17 protein-coding genes and 1 pseudogene are annotated in these 19,927 nt (G+C 47.8%); 1 reads left to right on the top strand and 17 read right to left on the bottom strand.

Annotated features, from left to right (window positions below; genetic code table 11):
• Positions 1-49 precede the first annotated feature (49 nt).
• The 10 genes from rpe to Q7Q81_RS03520 form a co-directional block, all read right to left on the bottom strand.
• Positions 50-691 (bottom strand): ribulose-phosphate 3-epimerase, encoded by a 642-nt coding sequence (rpe, locus tag Q7Q81_RS03565; RefSeq protein ID WP_368502106.1) that lies wholly within the window; start codon positions 689-691, stop codon positions 50-52.
• Positions 691-1,590 (bottom strand): ribosome small subunit-dependent GTPase A, encoded by a 900-nt coding sequence (rsgA, locus tag Q7Q81_RS03560; protein ID WP_304273760.1) that lies wholly within the window; start codon positions 1,588-1,590, stop codon positions 691-693. Before rsgA ends, rpe begins: the two co-directional genes overlap by 1 nt.
• Before the next feature lie 2 nt (positions 1,591-1,592).
• Entirely contained in the window at positions 1,593-3,557 is a 1,965-nt protein-coding gene (gene pknB / locus Q7Q81_RS03555; RefSeq protein WP_304273758.1) for a Stk1 family PASTA domain-containing Ser/Thr kinase, read from the bottom strand.
• A complete protein-coding gene (locus Q7Q81_RS03550) occupies positions 3,550-4,296 on the bottom strand; it encodes a Stp1/IreP family PP2C-type Ser/Thr phosphatase (protein WP_304266636.1) in 747 nt (248 codons plus the stop codon). Before Q7Q81_RS03550 ends, pknB begins: the two co-directional genes overlap by 8 nt.
• On the bottom strand, positions 4,296-5,351 hold the full coding sequence (gene rlmN, locus Q7Q81_RS03545) for a 23S rRNA (adenine(2503)-C(2))-methyltransferase RlmN (protein WP_304273756.1): 1,056 nt from the start codon (positions 5,349-5,351) through the stop codon (positions 4,296-4,298). Before rlmN ends, Q7Q81_RS03550 begins: the two co-directional genes overlap by 1 nt.
• Before the next feature lie 15 nt (positions 5,352-5,366).
• The gene (gene rsmB / locus Q7Q81_RS03540; protein WP_304273755.1) at positions 5,367-6,728 is read right to left on the bottom strand and encodes a 16S rRNA (cytosine(967)-C(5))-methyltransferase RsmB; all 1,362 of its coding nucleotides are present in this window, start codon (positions 6,726-6,728) and stop codon (positions 5,367-5,369) included.
• Positions 6,697-7,512 (bottom strand): DUF116 domain-containing protein, encoded by an 816-nt coding sequence (locus tag Q7Q81_RS03535; protein ID WP_293851485.1) that lies wholly within the window; start codon positions 7,510-7,512, stop codon positions 6,697-6,699. The genes rsmB and Q7Q81_RS03535 overlap by 32 nt, the downstream gene beginning before the upstream one ends.
• A 32-nt stretch (positions 7,513-7,544) precedes the next feature.
• Complete coding sequence (fmt, locus tag Q7Q81_RS03530; protein ID WP_304273752.1) at positions 7,545-8,480, bottom strand: methionyl-tRNA formyltransferase; 936 nt, start codon at positions 8,478-8,480, stop codon at positions 7,545-7,547.
• Between the two features lie 42 nt (positions 8,481-8,522).
• Positions 8,523-9,005, bottom strand: coding sequence for a peptide deformylase (def, locus tag Q7Q81_RS03525; RefSeq protein WP_021719674.1), 483 nt, complete (start codon positions 9,003-9,005; stop codon positions 8,523-8,525).
• 169 nt (positions 9,006-9,174) lie between these two features.
• The gene (locus tag Q7Q81_RS03520; RefSeq protein ID WP_304273749.1) at positions 9,175-10,212 is read right to left on the bottom strand and encodes a substrate-binding domain-containing protein; all 1,038 of its coding nucleotides are present in this window, start codon (positions 10,210-10,212) and stop codon (positions 9,175-9,177) included.
• A 383-nt stretch (positions 10,213-10,595) separates the two neighbouring features.
• Between Q7Q81_RS03520 and Q7Q81_RS03515 the strand changes: the two genes are divergently transcribed.
• Positions 10,596-11,006: an amino acid-binding protein gene (locus Q7Q81_RS03515; protein ID WP_293725075.1), complete on the top strand. Its 411-nt coding sequence runs from the start codon at positions 10,596-10,598 to the stop codon at positions 11,004-11,006.
• 100 nt (positions 11,007-11,106) lie between these two features.
• On the opposite strand, the gene Q7Q81_RS03510 is transcribed toward Q7Q81_RS03515, so the two are convergent.
• From Q7Q81_RS03510 to Q7Q81_RS03480, 7 genes and pseudogenes are all read right to left on the bottom strand, one after another.
• A complete protein-coding gene (locus tag Q7Q81_RS03510; RefSeq protein WP_009145209.1) occupies positions 11,107-12,141 on the bottom strand; it encodes a 3-deoxy-7-phosphoheptulonate synthase in 1,035 nt (344 codons plus the stop codon).
• A 127-nt stretch (positions 12,142-12,268) separates the two neighbouring features.
• On the bottom strand, positions 12,269-14,545 hold the full coding sequence (priA, locus tag Q7Q81_RS03505; RefSeq protein WP_304273747.1) for a replication restart helicase PriA: 2,277 nt from the start codon (positions 14,543-14,545) through the stop codon (positions 12,269-12,271).
• 130 nt (positions 14,546-14,675) lie between these two features.
• Complete coding sequence (locus Q7Q81_RS03500) at positions 14,676-15,575, bottom strand: Rpn family recombination-promoting nuclease/putative transposase (RefSeq protein WP_304273745.1); 900 nt, start codon at positions 15,573-15,575, stop codon at positions 14,676-14,678.
• Positions 15,576-15,882: 307 nt separating this feature from the next.
• Positions 15,883-16,236 (bottom strand): hypothetical protein, encoded by a 354-nt coding sequence (locus tag Q7Q81_RS03495; RefSeq protein ID WP_304261733.1) that lies wholly within the window; start codon positions 16,234-16,236, stop codon positions 15,883-15,885.
• 29 nt (positions 16,237-16,265) lie between these two features.
• Complete coding sequence (locus tag Q7Q81_RS03490; RefSeq protein ID WP_299823404.1) at positions 16,266-17,027, bottom strand: hypothetical protein; 762 nt, start codon at positions 17,025-17,027, stop codon at positions 16,266-16,268.
• A 78-nt stretch (positions 17,028-17,105) separates the two neighbouring features.
• Positions 17,106-18,003, bottom strand: a pseudogene (rhuM, locus tag Q7Q81_RS03485) (RhuM family protein).
• A 27-nt stretch (positions 18,004-18,030) separates the two neighbouring features.
• On the bottom strand, positions 18,031-19,824 hold the full coding sequence (locus Q7Q81_RS03480; RefSeq protein ID WP_304261727.1) for a DUF262 domain-containing protein: 1,794 nt from the start codon (positions 19,822-19,824) through the stop codon (positions 18,031-18,033).
• Between the last annotated feature and the right edge of the window lie 103 nt (positions 19,825-19,927).

The following is a 19,927-nucleotide window of genomic DNA, read 5'->3' as shown; positions in this document are numbered from 1 at the left end:
GTTTTTCTTATTCTCCGAACGCTATTTACTGTTCACTAATCACTGAATACTATTTCAGGCTGGCAATAGCAGCAGCGGTATCCTCAGCGCCGTAAACATAGGAGCCTGCTACCAATACGTTGGCACCGGCAGCCTTCACCAGCTTGGAGGTTTCGGCGTTAACGCCGCCGTCAACCTGAATATCCACGTTCAGGCCACGCTCGGTAATCATTGCATGCAGGCGTTCAATCTTCGGCACTACGCCTTCAATAAAGCTTTGGCCGCCGAAGCCGGGGTTAACGGTCATCAGCAGTACCATGTCAACGTAAGGCAGAATTTCTTCTACCGTACTCAGGCTGGTAGCAGGGTTCAGTGCAACGCCGGCCTTCATGCCCCCAGCCTTAATCTGCTGGATGCAGCGGTGCAGATGCTTGGTGGTTTCTACATGCACAACAATCTGGTCGGCACCGGCAGCCTTGAAGTCGGCAATATATTTTTCCGGATTTTCTACCATCAGATGGCAGTCGAAAAACAGGTCGGTTACCTTACGGATTTTTTTCACTACAGGAGCACCGAAGGTCAGGTTAGGTACAAACTGGCCGTCCATAACATCGATGTGTACCCAGTCGGCACCGGCAGCTTCAATTTTTTTGATTTCGTCCGCCAGATATGCAAAATCGGCAGATAAAATTGATGGAGCAACTTTAATCATCATTTTCTTCCCTCTTTCTCTTGCAGGAGTTTTACCTCTGCTAACATTGTCAAATATGATTCATAACGGCTGGGAGAAATCTTTTCTGCAGCCACAGCATCCTTTACACCGCAGACAGGCTCGTGCGTGTGCGTACAGGGACAGAACCTGCAGCCTGCCTCATAATCGGCAAACTCACGGAAGGAGGCCAGCACCATTTCAGATGTCAGGCCCTCCAGCAGCAGATTTCCGAAGCCCGGAGTGTCCGCAATATAGCCTTCGTCGAACGGCAGCAGCTGTGCATAGCGTGTAGTATGCTTGCCGCGGCCGATTTTTTCGCTAACCTCGCCCGTGCGCAGGTCCACGCTGCTGTCGATAGCGTTAATCGTAGAAGATTTACCTACGCCCGAAGGTCCGCCAAAGGCACAGATTTTACCACGCAAACGCTCACGCAGAGCCTCCACGCCGGTGCCATTCTGCGCCGACAGAGTATAAACCTCGTAGCCGATAGGCTCATAAACTGCCTTCACCTGCTCAATCAGGCCCGCAGGAGCGTTATCCTCCTTGTTGAGCACCAAAATCGCAGGAATTTTCGCCAGCTCTGCCAACGCCAGCAGCTTATCTGCCAGCAGAAAGCTGAAGTCCGGCGCAGCACAGGCAAAGGCTGCCACAAACAAATCCAGGTTAGCCAGCGTAGGACGCGGCAGAAAATTTCTGCGCGGCAGCACACCGGTAATCATCCCCTCGCGCTTTTCGCTGCTGCTTACCTCAAAGCAGGCGATATCGCCTGTTGCCAGCGAAAAACGGTTTTTCTTCATTTTTCCCTTTACCTTGCAGGTATAGGGCTCGCTTTCGCCTTCTACCTTAAGGTAATAATAGCCGTTATAATTTTTCAGGACTCTGCCCTGCAGCTCTGCCATATTTACAGGTTCCTTTCGGAAATGAGCTTGCCGTCACAGATGAACTGGACCTTGGCATTGCCTGCATATTCCACCTTCTGACGCAGACGCACGCTGCCGTTTTGTGTACCGCTGTACAGCGTTGCCGTGCCGTTGTCATCCGTCAGCACAATGCGTACGTTGGCAGGCTTGCCGCTCGGTACGACAAAGTCAACGTAGGCGCTCTTCTTCTCGCCGCCGGCAGCCACCGTAATCGCTACTGCCGCGCCGTCGTTAAGGTTACTGCCTACACCCGGGTTGCAGGCCAGAACTACATTCTTTTTGGCACTGGCATCCTGAACCTTTTTGATTTCACCAAGCTTCAGGCCTGCCTGCTCCAGCATACCCTTAGCTTCGTCAACAGATTTGCCGATAATATCCGGTACCGGCTTATCGCCTTCGTTAATTACCAGGTCGATGCCAGTTCCCTTAGGAGCCTTGTCCAAGCCCTTCGGCGACTGGCTGAGAACAGCGCCGATTTTGCCGCCGTCCACATGCTTGCGCGTCACCTTGCCGACCTTAAAGCCTGCGGCCTGCAGCTGCTGCTCCGCCTTCGAGAACGACATGCCTGTAACATCAGGCACAGCCTTCAGCTCCGCGCCCTTACAGATGGTCAGGATAATAAGGCTGCCCTGCTTACGTTTTTCGCCAGCCTTTGGGGACTGCTCCATAACAGTACCGGGCTTAAACTTATCAGGATCGCCGTATTTTTCCTCTAACTCTACCTTAAACTCCTTTTCCTCAAGCAGCTTCTGTGCTTCAACTACCGTCATATTGGTAACATTAGGCACTTCAATTTCCGCCAGGTTGCGGTTGAAGATAAAGTGCGCTACCAGTGAAATTGCTACTACCGCAGCAGTAATCATTACTATCAGTTTGGTATAATTCAGCTTTTTCTTAACCACCGGTTTTTCATCCCCTGTTTTTTCGGAAAGCATTGCTGCCTGCTTTTCCTGAATTTTTTCCGGCTCTTGTGTTACAGCCGGAGTTACCTGCTTCGGCGGCAGCTCACTGCGCACCGGCTTCATAATCACCGTAGCACCGTCATCAGGGCTATCGACAACATTGCCGTTGGACTTCACCGCGCCCAGCTCCTGATGATAGTCCTCGCTGCTGAACGGGAAGAGCTTCATCTTCAGGTTCAGCAAATCGCGTCGCATCTGTCCGGCGTTAGCGTATCTGTCCTCACAGCGCTTCGCCAGCGCCTTGTTCATAATCTCCTGCATGCCCTCGGGAACATTATCCATGTAGTCCTTCAGCTGCGGCACAGGCTTTTCTACATGCATCATAGCAACAGAAACAGCCGTTGTACCAACGTAAGGAACCTCACCCGTAAGCATTTCGAAGAGCACTATGCCCAAGGAATAGACATCGCTGCTGGCAGTAATCTTACCGCCACAGGCCTGCTCCGGTGAAATATAATGCACTGACCCCATCACCGATTTGGAATAAACCATCGTCTGATTCGTGACCATTTTGGCAATACCGAAATCAGCGATTTTAGGATTCATATTTTTATCAATCAAAATATTCTGCGGCTTGATATCACAGTGAATAATATTATGGCTATGAGCATGCTGTAGTGCATCTGCAAGACGCACAGCGATTTCCAGAACGGTATTCAGGCTCAGCTTATGCTCCTGCATATACTCCTTCAGAGTAACACCGTCAACATATTCCATAACTATATACTGGTTGCTGCCTTCCGACACAACATCATAAATGTTGATGATATACGGATGCACCAGACGCGCCGCGGATTTTGCCTCCCTGCGAAACTGCTCCAGCAGCTCGTTGTCCTCGAGGAACTGGTCGCGCAGCATTTTCACGGCTACATTACGGTCCAAAAGCTGGTCGTGGGCCAAAAAGACTTCGGCCATACCGCCATAGCCAATCGGACGAATAAGCTCATAGCGTCCGTTCAAGATGGTCTTGCCATTTTTATCCATTACAGCTTTCCTCCCCCTGCGTAGTTAAATCAATCAGAATCAGAGACACATTATCGCGTCCGCCATTGTCCAAGCTCTGCTCCAGCAGCTTGTCAGCAGCCTGCTCTGGATCTGCACAGCCTATAATCCGGCTGATTTCAGCTGCACGCAGCATGTCGGACAGACCGTCGCTGCACAGCAGCAGCCTGTCACCCTCCTGCAGACGGAAGCTGAAGAAATCAGCCTTTACCGTTTCCTCGACACCCAGGGCTTGCAGCAAAATATTACGTTGCGGATGTACAAAGGCTTCCTCGTCCGTGATTTTTCCCTGTTCCTTTAAATCTGCTACCAGTGTATGGTCATGCGTCAGCTGCTCCAGCTTGTCGTTGCGGAACAGATACAGTCTGCTGTCGCCTACATGGCAACAGTAGCCGTGCCCGTCCCCCGGCAGATAAAGCGCCGTCATCGTCGTTCCCATGCCGGAATAGCTTTCATTACTCACCGCCATTTTGAAAACATGCGTATTGGCCTTGTCAAAGGCCTCCAGCATAACCTTACGGATATTCTGTTCCTCCTGCTCATGGCGCAGGCTGTGTGTCGCAGCCTCAAAGGCTTTAATAGTAGACCTGCTGGCGATTTCGCCTGCCGCATAGCCTCCCATGCCGTCGGCAACGGCAAAAAGAGAAGGCTCGCGTACCAGCAGCGCATCTTCATTATTCTCTCTGACCAGGCCCACATGGGTTCTGCTGATTACCTGCATTATTTTTGCTCCTGTTCCTTGGCAAATTTAGCCCGCAGCTGACCGCAGGCTGCATCAATATCCTTGCCCATCTCCTTACGAACGGTAGCGTTAATCCTGTTTTTCTGCAGGATGCGCAAAAAACGTTCTACTGCCGCTTTGGACGGACGCTCAAAGCCCTGCTCCGGTACCGGGTTGGCCGGTATCAGATTAACAGATGCCTGCTTATAGCGCAGGTAATTGCTCAAAAGCTCCGCGTCCTGCGGACTGTCATTTTTTCCCTTCAACAGAATATATTCATAAGTTATCTGCCTGCCGCTGGCCTTGCTGTAGCTTTCAGCAGCTGTCAGCACATCCACAAAGGGATAGCCCTTGTTGACAGGCATCAGCGCCGTACGCAGCTCGTTTTTTACCGCGTGCAGCGAAATTGCCAGATTTATCGGCTTGCCCTGCTCCTCCAGGCGTTTGATACCCGGAATAATGCCGCAGGTGGAAAGCGTCATGTTGCGGTAACTCATGTTGCAGGTGTCCTCGCGGTGCAGAAAATCCAGCGCCTGCAAAACGCTGTCAAAGTTCAGCATCGGTTCACCGCTGCCCATAACCACCACTCTGCTCACCATTGCTCCCTGCTCACGCAGGCGCTCGTTGAACAGGTAAACCTGAGCCACGATTTCCGCAGCCGTCAGATTGCGTACAGCGCCCTTCAGGCCGCTGGCGCAGAATGCGCAGTGCATATCGCAGCCGACCTGGCTGGAAACGCACACGCTGTAGCCGTAATCATGGTGCATCAGAACCGTTTCTACCGAATTTCCGTCCGGCAAGCCCAAGAGCAGCTTGCTCGTCATGCCGTCGGAGGAATTCTGCTCGCGCAAAATTTCCAGACTGCGCGGCAGCACGGTAAATTTTTCCTGCAGCACGGTAATATCGGCCTTGCTCAGGTTGTGCATAGCGGCAAAATCAAAGACCGACTTTTGGTACAGCCATTGAAACACCTGCTTGGCACGAAACTTTTTCAGGCCTGCCGCCACAAATAATTCTTGTAATTCTTCTATTGGTAAAGCAAAAATATCTTGCATTCTCTTACCTCTATATTACTGCTTTTTCATCAGCTTACAGATATAAAAGCCGTCAATGCCGTCATTCTGCGGCAGAAGCTGCAGCTCCTGTACCTGCTCGCCCGTCAGCGGATGCGTAAATTCCACACGCTGCCATTCGGGATGCTGCGTTAAAAACTCTTCCACCAGATAATGGTTTTCACTCTGCTCAATCGTGCAAGTGCTGTACACCAGAGTGCCGCCGTCCTTCACATACTGTGCGGCATTCTTTAAAATTGCCAGCTGCAGCGGTGGGAACAGCTTCAAGTCCTTACGCTGCTTGCGCCAGCGTGCTTCCGCACGGCGGCGCAGTACACCCAGACCGGAGCAGGGTGCATCAACCAAAACTCTGTCAAACGCGCCCAGCCATTCGCTGCGCAGCTGCAGAGCATCGTTCTGCAGTGCTTTGACGCTCTTCATACCCAGACGGGCAGCGTTTTCGGCAATCAGCTCCAGCTTGTGCTCGTGGATATCGCAGGCGATAACCTCGCCATTATCCTGCATAAGCTGTGCCACGTGCGTTGCCTTGCCGCCGGGAGCGCTGCACATATCCAACACGCGCATTCCGGGCTGCGGCGCCAACACCGGCGCTACCAGCATAGAGCTTTCGTCCTGAATGTAAAAATGCTGCGGCAGTGCCGCCAAAAGTGTATGCAGCGACGGCAGATGCTCTGCCACAATGCCGTAGGGACTCCATTCGGAAGCACGCACCTGCGCACCCATTTCCGTCAGATCAGCCAACAGCTTGTCGCGCGTAGTCACCAGCGTATTGGCACGCAGGCACACCGGCGCAGCCGTATTATCAAACGCCAGCAGGCGTTCGGTGCCGCCGCGTCCCCACGGTCCCAGCCAGCGCTTCACCAACCAGCGCGGATGGTAGTATTTCAGTGACAGATAATCGGCATCCTGCTTTTCGGCATCTGGCAGGACGAACGCACCTGCCTCCTGCTTGCGCAGCAGACCGCGCAGCACGCCGTTGACGAACTTGGCACTGCCCTCATGGCTCACCGAGCGCGCCAGCTTCACAGCCTCGTTTACTGCCGCCGACGCAGGAATGCGTGTCATATACAGCAGCTGGTAGGTGCTGATGCGCAGTATCGCCAGAATATCACCGGCCACCTTATCCAGCGGACGGCTGACGCACTGCGCCAGATACCAGTCAAGCGTACCGCTGGCCTTTACCGTGCCGTATACCAGCTCCGTTGCCAGCCTTCTGTCAAGGTCACTCAATCTGCTGCCGCGCAGATACTGGTTCAGAGCGATATTCGTATAAGCGCCGTCCTCCAGCACCATACGCACCAAAAGCGCCGCTGCTCCGCGGGCGCTTTCAGGATAATTTGCTTTTTGTTCCTTCCGCATGCTTTGTTTCTTCCTCATCATCTTCCATAAATGCTAAAATTGCTGCTTCCAGCTTATTGATATCTACCCGTGTATTAAAGCAGGGACCGAAGGGACGCTCGTTTAAAACGCCCAGAACCGGCAGAGGAAACACGTCCTGAATGCCGCTGGTCAGATCACGCTCGCAGGCCACGGCCACAATAGCCTTCGGCCTTGCCTGCTTAACCATCTGCCTTGCTAGCGTACCGCCTGTAGCCACAGCAAAATGGCAACCATATTTGTGCGCCAGCCCAAGCATAGCACCTACGCTGCAGCGTCCGCACTGACGGCAGTTCTCTACGTTACGGGTTATCTTATGTACGCAGGTATCCAGCTGGATACAATGCGGTGTTAAAATCATTATTCGGTTGGCAGGCACCTTCACCTTATGCTGCAGCACCAGATTGTTGCTGACCTCAATAAAGGACTGCTCGATGCGGTCACGGGGAATGTTGAACAAGCGTCCCAGTACTACCGCAAAGGGGAAAAGAATATTAATTGCCTTCCACGCCCAAAAATACAAAATCTTGAGTACCGGTATTCCCAACAGCGCCATAACAATTCCCAGCACGCCGCTGAGCATCGCCAACACTATAAGTACGCCGAAAAAGCCGAAGACTATCGGCAAAAATCTGCTGATTTCATAAAGTCCCGGAAAGGTTACCTTCCAGACCACATAAAACATCAACGCACCTAAAATGGCGCTGATGGAGGTCAGAGCCATAAATATACGTTTTTTAGGCTTAAATACACTGTCTTCGTTCATTAAAAGATTACTCCTTCAAATCACAGCCTGCTTCAGGCAAGCAGGTCGCCCTCCTGTACGCCGCGGCCGTTCAGGAAAACCTGCGCCGGCATACGTTTTTTGGATTCGGGCTGTACCTCGGTGATTTCCAGTACGCCCTCACCGCAAGCCACAAAGAAGCTGTGCTTGCCGGTTTCGATAACGGTACCGGCAGCAGCAGCGCTGCTTTTGTCAGTCATTTTGCTGCCCCAGATTTTCAGGCTCTTGCCGTTCGGCAACTTGGTAAAGGTGCTGGGTGCTGGGTTGAAGCCACGGATAAGGTTGTGTACCTCCTGCGCCGTTTTGCTCCAGTCGATATGCTCCATGCTGCGGTCGAGAAGTGTTGCATAGGTAGCTTGCTCGTTATCCTGCGGTTCAGCCACGGCAGTACCTGCCGCAATCTTGTCGATAACCTGCAGCAGCAGTGCCGCACCCTGCTCACGCAGAGCGTCATGCAGCTCGCCCATTGTGGTATTTTCTTCGATAGGCACTACTACCTTGTCCAGCATAGCGCCGGTATCCATACCGATATCCATCTGCATAATCGTTACACCCGATTCCTTTTCGCCCTTGATGATAGCGTACTGAATCGGTGCCGCACCGCGATACTTCGGCAGCAGCGAAGCGTGTACGTTGATGCAGCCGTATTTCGGCAGCTCCAGAATTTCTTTGCTCAAGAACTGGCCGAAGGCAGCTACGACAATCAGCTCCGGCTGCAGCTCGTGCAGCAGCTCAACAAATTCAGGAGTTTTTACCTTTTGCGGCTGGTAAACAGTTAGGCCCTGCGCCAGCGCATATTCTTTAACCGGTGTTTGCAGCAGCTTGTTGCCGCGTCCCTTTGGACGGTCCGGTTGAGTTACTACCGCAAGAATTTCATGCTTACCGCTTTCGCACAGCGCCTGCAAGCTGCCGACTGCGAAATCCGGTGTTCCCATAAATACTATACGCATTTGTTTTCCTCCGTATATCTTTTTTCATATCCCGCTTAGGATTTATCTTACGGCATCCTCGGGATTTTCCTTCTGCTTAGGCGAAATGGTTTTAGCCTTGTCGATGAACAGAATGCCGTCCAGATGGTCCAGCTCATGCTGAATGCAGATAGCCAACAGACCGCTTGCGGAAAGCAGCATGCGTTGACCGGTTTTGTCAGTGAATTCGCATTCTACATATTCGGAGCGCTCTACCTCGCCCTCATAATCAGGCACAGAAAGACAGCCTTCGCTGCCCAACACCTTGCCCTCACGTTTAACAATCTCAGGGTTAATCAGCTCGTACAGGCCTTCGCCTACGTCAATAACTACTACGCGCTTGCTTACACCCACCTGCGGTGCTGCCAGGCCTACGCCGTCGGCCGCATACATTGTTTCTGCCATATCACGCAGCAGACGCTGCAATTTTTTATCTATACGCTCTACCGGTTGAGCTACCTCACGCAGCACTGGAGCGCCGGCAATCACTATTTTTAACTTAGCCATTTTTGTTCCTCCTTGTAGCTATTCCAATAGTTCATTATAACACATTACTACAGAAAAAAACAAATTCTCTGTGCAGGCTTCCTCATATATTTATGCCCAAACAGCAAAAGCCTTCTGCGTCAGGCGGATTTTCCGTCAGAAGCAGAAGGCTCTTAAGCTTTTTTGTTATCTATTTTTTATAATTATTTTTATCTGCCATACTGATACCAGTATTCACCAGCTTCTGTGCCGGCTTGCTGCCATCTTTTGCTGCAGCAGCGGCAGCCATCACAGCCTCGTAGCCCATTTTGTACTGATTCTGTACGGCAACGGCAATACTATAGTTCTTGTCCTCCAAGCCCAGTAAAGTCTTTTTGCCAAGGTCAAAACCGGTAACGGCAACATCCTTGCGACCTGCAGCCATTACAGCCTCCACAGTTGCATTGGTGGAGCCGTTGTTGCAGGCAATAATGCCTTTAACATTATGAGTGTTTTTGATTTTTTCGGCAACCAGCTTAACAGCGCCCGCTTCATCACCGTAGTTAATAATATAATCATGTTCGATTTTCCAGCTTGCAGGAGCAAATTTACCCCAATTTGCCATAATGCTGTTCAAGCGGTCGGCAATCGTAGTGCTGGCCAAGGTGCTGACATGTACCAAAACTGTTGCCTCCTCGGATTCCTTCACACCGTTAGCCTTCATCTGCTCTACCATTTGCTGGCAAACCTCGGCGCCGGCTTCGAGATTGTTGGTAAGGAAGGCTGCATCATAATCATTGCTGCTGAGTGCAGTATCAACCAAAAACACCGGCAGCTTCTGCTCGCGCAGTGTTTTCGCACTTGCCGTCATATTGGAGCTGTCCGCCGGAGCAAGAATAACTGCATCTGCTTTTTTGCCGGGAAGCTCCTTGACCATATCGCGCTGCAGCTCCCAGTCGCCGTCCTTCATAACGCCGCCTACATAAACGTTAACGTCAGCCTTGGCTGCACCGTCCTTAATACCGCGGATAACTTCTTCCCAGTAGTTACCCTTCATAACCTTAAGTACGGCATAAACGTTTTTGCGTCCTTCCTTGATTTCCGTCACAGGCTCAAAATCCTGCTTGCTTTTAGCGTTCATCACCTTTTGTGTTACGGCTCCCTGCTGTGAATTACTGTCGTCGCAGCCGGCAACGCCTACGAGCAGCAAAGCTGAAAATAACACTGCTAATAATTTTTTCATACCCATATTATCAACCTCCGCCTTCTTGCAAACACTTCGATGCTTGTTCATATATTGCAAGAATTATTATAGCACTTTCATACGAAAAATCAAGTAATTTGAAATCTTTATTCGTTTCAACCAGAAGTCTACTGAAACATTTACGCTAAAGATTGAAATGGTTAGCAAGCATCAACCTTAACCCAAAAACCTGTTATTTGCTTCTTTCAAAACAAAAACAAATATTATTTTTGTCCTCTTTCACTTCACAATAGCTTGCGTCAGGTAAAGATAACTTTACAAAAGCCTCTTTCTTCTCATCAAATTTTGTGCTATAATCTTTTATTAAGCAAGCAAAAACTGACAACAGTACAGCCCGCTTTATGATAATTTAGGGAGGATTTTTACATATGCTGAACCAGGTTTCTTTATTCACCGAAAACAACGAGGGTGGTTTGTTCAAAATCACCACCATTCTTGCTAAAGCCAATATCAATATTTACACTATGCTGGCCAATGACAGTGCGGAATTCGGCATTGTGCGCCTGATTGTGGACAAGGCAGAAACTGCTATCGAGGTGCTTAAGGCAGAAGGCTATCAATGCCGTCAGGACAAGGTTATTGCCGTAGAGATGAACGATACTCCGGGTTATCTGGACGGAATTCTTGCCGCTATTCACGGTGCCAACATCGACATTTCTTATCTGTATATTTCCTTTAACCGTGATAACGTTAAGCCGGTAGTAGTTTTCAAAACCAACGAGCCGGAAACCGCCACCTTCCTCATCGGTCGTGGCTACAAGCTGCTGGAAACATTTTAATAGCTAAGAAAATTTAGAGGCCGCCCGCTGAAGCAGGCGGTCTTTTTTGCATGCAAAAAAGCTGCCGCAGCCTTCGCTGCAGCAGCTTATACTTATCAGTTTACAATTCTTCCGCCAGGTCAAGCAGCAATCTTTCCGTTTTTTCCCAGCCCAGGCAGGGGTCGGTAATAGATTTGCCATAGACGCCGTCATGTACGCCCTGAGCACCGTCCTCGATATAGCTTTCAATCATCAGACCCTTGACGATTCTGTTAATATCAGCGTTCAGCTTGCGGGAATGCACGATATCCTTAGCAATGCGGATTTGCTCCAGATATTTTTTGCCGGAGTTGGCGTGGTTGGTATCCACAATAATCGCCGGATTCTGCAGCTGACGTTCTGCATACATATCAATAACGATTTTCAGCACCTCATAATGGTAGTTGGGAAAGCTGTTGCCGATGGGGTCAACATAGCCGCGCAGAATAGAATGCGCCAGCGGATTACCCTTGGTGCGTACCTCCCAGCCACGGAACAGGAATTCCTGCTCATGCTGCGCTGCCGCCACACTGTTGAGCATAACAGACAAATCGCCGCTGGTAGGATTCTTCATGCCTACGGGAATGCCTACGCCGCTGGCAATCATGCGGTGCAGCTGATCCTCGCTGGAGCGCGCGCCAACTGCGGCATAGCTCAGCAAATCCGACAGATAGCGGAAAACCTCAGGATAGAGAATTTCCTCTGCACCAGTCAGTCCTGTTTCTTCTACCACGCGCACGTTCATTTTGCGGATGGCGATAATACCGCCCAGCATATCCTCTTCACCCTCGGGAGAAGGCTGGTGCAGCATACCCTTATAGCCTACGCCGATAGTACGCGGCTTGTTGGTGTACAGACGCGGTACGATAAAAATTTTATCCTGTACCTTTTCCTGCAGCTTAGCCAGACGATAAACATAGTCCAGCACAGCATCCTCGTTATCGCTGGAGCAAGGACCGATAACCAGCAAAAAGCGGTCATCCTTGCCTGTAAAAATATTCTTTATAGCCTCGTCACGCTGCAGCTTCAGCAGCTTAGAAGCCTTACTTACCGGATAATCCTCCATTAAGGCCTGCGGCGACGGCAGAACCTTGATAAATTCCATCTGCATGCTCATAAACAATTACTCCCATTAATCAATTTGCTGACACCGGCAGATTTTTTGCAACATTCTACCGGTATTAGCAGTGTTAAATTTCCTATATTGTAACACAAACTCTGTTTTTATACAATCATTTACCATGTTAAATTACACTTACAGGGTCAACATTAAAGTACAAATTAGGCTTTTCCTTAAATTCGCTGTTCAACAGCGCTTCCTTGGTCTCACGCAGGTCCTGTGCCTTCAGCAGCACATTGAAGCGGTACAGATCATAGGCCTTCGCCACCAGTGAGGGAAACGGTCCTGCAATCAGCAAATCCTCCAGTTTGCCTTGCAGCTTCAAGCTCTGCAGATAAAAGACAACCTGCTGCGCCAATGCCAGTCCTGCCCCCTCATCTTTATCCACTATCTGCAGCTTGAGCATCTGGGCGAACGGCGGATAAAAATAGTTCTGACGTTCCTGCAGCTCACGCTTGGCAAAGGTGTCGTAATCCTGCGTCACCGCCAGCTGCAGAATCGGGTTATCCGGATCATAGGTTTGGAAGATTACATGTCCCGGCCTGTCACCGCGTCCCGCACGCCCCGCCGCCTGCGTCAGCAGCGAAAAGGCGCGCTCGGATGCCCTGTAATCCGGCAGATGCAGCGTGCTATCCGCCGCCAGCACTCCCACCAGCGTTACATTGGGAATATCATGCCCCTTTGCCACCATCTGCGTGCCTATCAAAACATTGGCTGCACCGTCGGCAAAGCGCCGCAGGATATCGGCATGTGCAAACTTCGCCACAGTCGAATCCTGATCCATACGCAAAACCCGCACCTCCGGCAGCTGCTGCAGCTGTTCTTCCGCCTTCTGCGTACCGCTGCCGAAATATTTGATGCGGCGGCTGTGGCAGTTCGGGCATTCCTGCGGCAGCGGCATCGTGTTACCGCAGTAATGGCAGCGCAAATCCTCGTTTTTCTTATGGTAAACCATTGCTACAGCGCAATGCGGACAGGTAATCGTCTGGCCGCAGTCACGGCACATCACAAAGGTAGAATAGCCGCGGCGGTTCAAGAGGACAATCGCCTGCTCCCCCGCCGCCGCCGTCATCACCAGCGCCTGCTGCAGCGCGCGCGACAGCACGCTGAAATTGCGTGCCTCCAGTTCCTTGCGCATATCCACGATCTCAACCTTTGGCAAAGCAGCACCATTAGGACGTGACGTAAGATGCAAATGTGTACATTCGCCCTGCAGTGCCTTATAATACGTGCATAAATCCGGCGTGGCACTGCCAAGCACCAAAGCTGCGCCGGTCAGGCGGCAGCGGGTGCGGGCAACATCACGCGCATTGTAATGCGGACGGTGGTCCTCCTCCTTGTAGCTGCCCTCGTGCTCCTCGTCGACAATCACCAAGCCCAGCTTTTCAAACGGAGCGAACACAGCACTGCGTACACCAATCAGCACCCTTGCCTTGCCTGTACGCATGCGGTACCACACGTCGCCTCTTTCGTTTTGTGAAAGCTTACTGTGCGCCACAGCAATTTCGCTGCCGAACCACGCCTGAAAGCGCTTCACCAGCTGTGCTGTGAGCGCAATTTCCGGCACCAGCATCAGCACCTGCCAGCCTGCATCCACAGCATGAGCCGCCGCGCGCAGATAAACCTCCGTCTTGCCGCTGCCGGTAATTCCCTGCAGCAAAAACGACTGCGCACGCTGTACATCTATCGCCTGATTGATTTTAACAGCAGCATCCTGCTGCTCCGCCGTCAGCTGCAGGCTTTCGCCACGCTCCTGCACCGTGTTGTAGCTGTTGCGCAGCACACGCTTCTGCACTGCGTCCGCCAAACCGTTTTGCGCTAATGCGCGCGCCACAGCGGAGCTCACACCCTGCTGCGCCAGCTCGCTTACGCTAAGTGCTCCCGCAGCCTGCGCCAGTACGCCCAGCGCAGCATGCTGCCCCTTGGCGCGTTTGGCAAGTACTCCTTTGGCCAGCGCTTTCCTGCCTGTGGCATTGATGCGGTAGGCCAGCACTGTTTTTTCCTGCAAACGCTCATTATAAACATAATAAAGCAAACGTCCCTGCGCATCACGCACGGCACGTCGCTTAATGCTCGACTTACCCGGCACAAAAAGGCGCATCGCCTCTGCCAGCGAACACATATAATAATCTGCCATCCATTTGGCAGTAGCCAGCATTTCCTTATCAAACCAAGGAGTATCGCCCAAGGCTGCCTCTACAGGCTTCAGCTTACTTCTCAGCACTTCATCACTAGGCAGCGGCACACGCTCTACCACAAAGCCTTCCACCTTCTGGCCACTGAAGGGAACAACTACACGCCAGCCGCTGTCTATAAACTGCAGTGCTTCCGGCACACTGTAAGTAAACTGACGGAATAAATTTTTTACCGGTAAATTTATCGCAACATTAACAGCAAACATGGCAACCTCCTGCAAACATACTTGTAGTTTATTATAGCATAAATCATGGAGAATGCGGAGAGCGTTTATATAAAAAAAGCGTTCTACCACAATCATGTAGAACGCCTTGTAATGCTATGCTATTATGCTTTTACGCGCTCAGCTTGGAGGCCAGCTCGCGCACCTCTGCTTCCGACAGCTTGGAAAGACGAACGGTAAACTCAATGCTCATACCCTCAGCCAGCAAATCCTTGGCAAATTCAATCTTCTTTTCTTTTGCCATTGCTTCTGCTGCTTCTTTAGCTAATGCTTCTGCCTTTCTTGCAGCATATTCTTCAATTACATCAGTCATTTTTTCTTCAACTGCCTTCGCTGCTGCTTCGGCTTTTCTTGCAGCATATTCTTCAATTACGTCAGTCATTTTTTCTTCGCCCTCCTTGCTGTATTTCAAAAACTCCATGCGATCGGCAAATTCATGGTAATGTAAATTTTTAGGCTCTGTACAATATAAATCCTGCATCAGTTTACCCAACGCTGTATCATCTCGACGCTGGCTGTTGACATAAATGATATGCGAACCATCTTCAAAGCATTTCGCATTTTCATCTATTCTGCGTCTTATATTATACAAAGGCAGATTATCGCGCAAGACATCATTCTCTGTAATAAAAATTACGTAGGTATCCGGCAGCTCTTCGTAAAGCTTACTTGGTTGCAGGAAGTGTGTATCAAGGATACTGCTGTAAAATCTGGCGCGTCTTGCCGGAGCACCTTCATCGCTTCTTTGTACCTCTACGTTAAAATAGCGTCCCTCGCTATCCTGCGCCAGGATATCCAACTGCGAAGAATGTCCGTAGATGTTTTGAATAAAGCTTTGTATCCTGACATTCCTCACCTTAATTTTATCATCTCCCAGGATTACGCGCAAGAAAACCTGCGCTGCTTCTTTGTTGTCATCAAGCATAAAGTTCATAAACCTGTTGTTCATCATGCAAAGGCTGCGGATGACCTGCTTGATTTCACTTTCTTGACTTGCTTCATTTGTCTGCATTACTTCACCTCCCTTCCTAAAAAAAACGCCCTATGTACTACTTCAATAATACATAAGGCGTTCTCAATGACGCTGCGACGACCGTACTCCAAGCAGGCGTGCAAAATCTTACGGTCTTATATTATCAGATAATTGCGATAATATCAAGAACAGTATGAAAATTCTCTAATCTTTCTTGAAGAATAAGACGTTCTACCGCAATCATGTAGAACGCCTTGTAATGCTATGCTGTTATGCTGCCAGCAAGGATAAAATTTTCTTTCCTGCCTTATTCAAAATAGAGCAAAATCACTGCTTCAACGCTTCATCAATACCAAGCCCGAGCACCTTTTTTCGGAACAATTCCTTCACGCAATTTATCCCAAATTGCATTTACTGCATGGTCTCCAAAAAATACGCTATGCTCCGGTTCCGTTGCAAGCTCCAGAAAATCCGTTCCTCCTTCTTCACGTATCTCCCTATTGACTGATTCAGCTAATTCATTTAGCTCTTCAACAGATATATCACGTTCCCAATCATCCTCGGCAAGCTCTGTAATATCAATCTTACCGTTAATTTTATCAACGATGATTATTCCCGGTTTTAGGCTTTCATTACCATTAGTATAATACCAGTAAATTAAGTACTCGTCTGTTTCTTCTATCAATTTAAATGTAACCATTATCACTTTCACCTCCTCAACATTTTAATTCACCGCTCTATATTTCTTCTGAGCAATATATCATTGATTTTTCCATCTGAATCAGTATTATAAAACACATGCATAACTGCTTCAGTTAGACTTTCATGATGATATAACTCCAGATACTTGTCACTATATCCTTTTGCTTTCATTCTTCTATGAAAGCCACCTATTCTGTAGAAAAAATTTTGAGTTTCTTTTTGTTTATATGCACCCTCTGCGAACTCTAACTTCAGCGCATTCAACACTTCTTCCCGCCCAAAATAAATTTCTGACTTGAAATCATATCTTAGAGCACATGAGCAACTAAGATTATCTGCCAAATATCTTAAACGCAGCTCATCAGACCATACAGTAAACACATTTCCTAGATAATGAACAAGTCTTGTATCTCCAACCCATTCAAGTATTTTATTTACCTCAGAATAGTACTGCTCTCGATCAAAAACAAATATCTGATTAAACTCAATGGTTTTAGAATCGTGAATGAAATCATGCCAAATAACCAAACGTTCCGTTTCATCAATATGAACCTCGGTATCTCCACAACCAACACATCCACAACCACATACAAATATGTTGACCGGTTCACCCTCCAAAAAGAAACTTCTCATAAGACTTGTATATAATTCCGACGGCCACAATGGTAATCCGCATGAAATCTTTTTACGCAGATTATCTCCATCAATATAGATTTCAACTACATCCGTAGGCTCATTATCACACCCAAAAGTTTCTGTTGACAGCTTAAAACTAATTTTATTCAACATCACAAAAATCACCTCGGACATAGTTTAACAATACCATACTTTCAGCGCTTCCTCGCATTTCATAATCTCGCACTGAGACTAGCCATTATTTTTTGCTTTCTCTTCCAGTTCCAACATGTACTTATCAAAATCAGCCATAAATAATCTGTCTTGAATGACACGATATTTTTCAAATTCAGTTTCAGCTTTTGCCTTGGCAATCTCAGCAGTGATTTTTCCTGCATCTTGAAGAACCTCTCTGTCATCGGCCATCAAAAATAAATCAAGTCGCTTTGACCAGTCCTCCATCGTCATCGGAATGTGACGTTCCGCACGGTCTTCTGCCAAATCCAGATAAGCAGATACAATACGCTCCAGCGAACGCATTTCCTTCTCCGAAAGATAATTCTTCGCAATACTCACATCACTTTTTACAATCTTTCCTTCTGGCGCTGCTGCCCAAGTGGTTAATCCCATATGTGGCTTATCAGCATCAGCCCGCTCGTAAATCAACTCCGCTGCTGTATGTCCATGAACTGCATAATGCATCTTATTTTGAACCTTTGCAAAGAACTGCTTGGTCGTTTTTGCTGTTTGATCATATGATGGTGTAGTCCTTAACGATACGGTTAGCCCACTTGCGAAACTGTACAGCTCGCTCATTGTTTACCTTGAATCCAACAGCAATAATCATTTGAAGATTATAATGCTTTGTATCACGAGTCACCTGACGTGAACCTTCGGTTTGAACTATTCGGAAATTCCTAATAGTTGCAGACTCTTCTAATTCACTATCTGCATAAATCTTTTTAATATGTTCATTTATCGTTGGCAAACCAACACCATATAATGTGACCATCATCTTCTGTGTCAGCCATATATTTTCATCTTCGTAGCGCATATCAATGCTGTCCTGCTGGTCACCCACAGAGGCAACATAGGTCAGGTATTCCGCTGCGCTGGAACGGATGGTTATTTCGGTTTTGTTTTTTGCCAAGTTAAAAGCCACCTTTTTACCTTGTCATTATATCCAGCCCTTCTTCTTAAACTCCTCAATTCGAGCTAAGTCTTCCTCTGAAGGTAATTCTGCCTTTTCTTCGTCGCCTGGAATATTTAAATATTCGTTGTTCCATCTATTTAAAATCTTAACTACCTCATCCGATACACGAATGTCTCGCTTCATGATAGAGTCCACATTCCAATCCATTACATCCGAAATGCCCATAGCATTTGTGATTTTAATCTTAGAAGTAGCATACTCTTTTTTCTTTTTCTTAAAATAGCCATTGCCGGCAACAATATTCAACTTCTTTTCAAATGGTAGCTTGTTTCCTATGTGCTCTATTTTCTCCTTTATTGTTGAATCCGACTCATCTGGAAAGTAGTTGGTCTGCCACTTCTGAGGGAAGATATGCTCAATCTCCCATTTTGCAGGAAGCAAATCATCTTGATGCTCATAGGCAAGCGTCTTCAAAAGCATACGCACTGTATTACGATTAGGATTCTGAATATATGGTTCCAGCTGTGGCATATCAATAACCTTAAACTCAAATGCAGGTACAATAGAAACAACAATTGCAGAATTCAATTTTAAGATATCTAGTTTTACAGCATTGATTGTAGGTGTCATCAAATACTTTGTCATCAGCTCCATAAGTAATTTATTCAAGAACAGAGCAAATCTTTTTTCAAAATTCGCTTTATTTCTGTAGCAAACGTAGTAAATAACAACCGGATATTTCCAGAACTCATTTGGATATGAAGCCAAGGTATCCAGTGTCTGCCTAATTTTTTTGTTTTTAGACCAATCTTCACCTTCTAGCTCTTCACCCTTGTTTACAACCTTCCATAGATTCAAAATCACAAAAAGGGTATCTAAAAGTTCTGGCTTGTATAATCGTTCAAATTTATTAGCTGCGTAATACTTTCTAACACCCGGAGTAGTAGTCTTAGTATCTTTGTCAAGTGCCCGGTAATAAAACATATTGTAGTAGAAAAGCTGTTGTATACTTTCATTCGCATCTGTAGCTTGCTCATCTAACTCTTTCCAGCGTTCTATAAATGCCTTTTTAGCATCCTGTTCAAGTTTGTTGTAAATCTTCGCTTTGAAAATATCCGCATCTGATAAAGGAAGTCCTCTATCATTTAATGTTGAGAAAATCGTCAAGGCAGTATCCTGAGTATCAGCTCTAATCGGAAGCAGAATAGCTTGGTTCAAAAGAGCATAGATAAACTGGTAAACCATCAGAGGATTCTCTTTAGAATGCTTATCAAACAACTCTTGGAAATATCGATAATTCTTCGAATAATTGTCTTTCGCATTTTCATCAGCTTTTCCAGTCTCCAAAATAGAACGTAAGATTTCATTACCATCGTTATTTACAACACGTGAATTCAAAAGAATGTTCTTGAAATCCACCATTCCGGTAAGTTTATTGGTACGCCAAATCGTAGGCTCAATCTTTCCAATAAAATTGTTGGCCTCTGCTGTTCTCTCTGATGCTGCTGTTGCAACAAGTTTTGTATAAATAGCACGCAATAACAGAAAAAGTGATGTAATACGCTGCTGCCCATCTATTATTTCCTGCTCACCATTTTCATTTTCGTAGGAAACCACACTTCCCAGAAAATAGGAACTTTCTCTTTCTGTTCCACCACTTGTAGCAGTAAACTCCCATAAATCCTCAAAGAGAGTTTCTACCTGTTCATCAGTCCAAGCATAAGGACGCTGGTATTCTGGTATGACAAACGGCTTTGATTTTCCGCTACCCAAAAGCGTCTCCACACTTTGCTTATTAACTTCTATTGTTGTTGGCATATCATCTGCCTCCCTATAATATCTATCCTACTGACCACAAACTACCAAAACATTTAATTTTTTATTTGTGTTTGTTTTTTCGTTTTCAAAAGCTCTATTCAAA

Origin of the sequence: Phascolarctobacterium succinatutens, assembly GCF_958453765.1 — a bacterium.
In the GTDB taxonomy this organism is placed as follows: Bacteria; Bacillota; Negativicutes; order Acidaminococcales; family Acidaminococcaceae; genus Phascolarctobacterium_A; species Phascolarctobacterium_A succinatutens_B.
The sequence above is the reverse complement of the archived record's forward strand: the minus strand, read 5'-3'. Positions and strand labels throughout refer to the sequence as shown.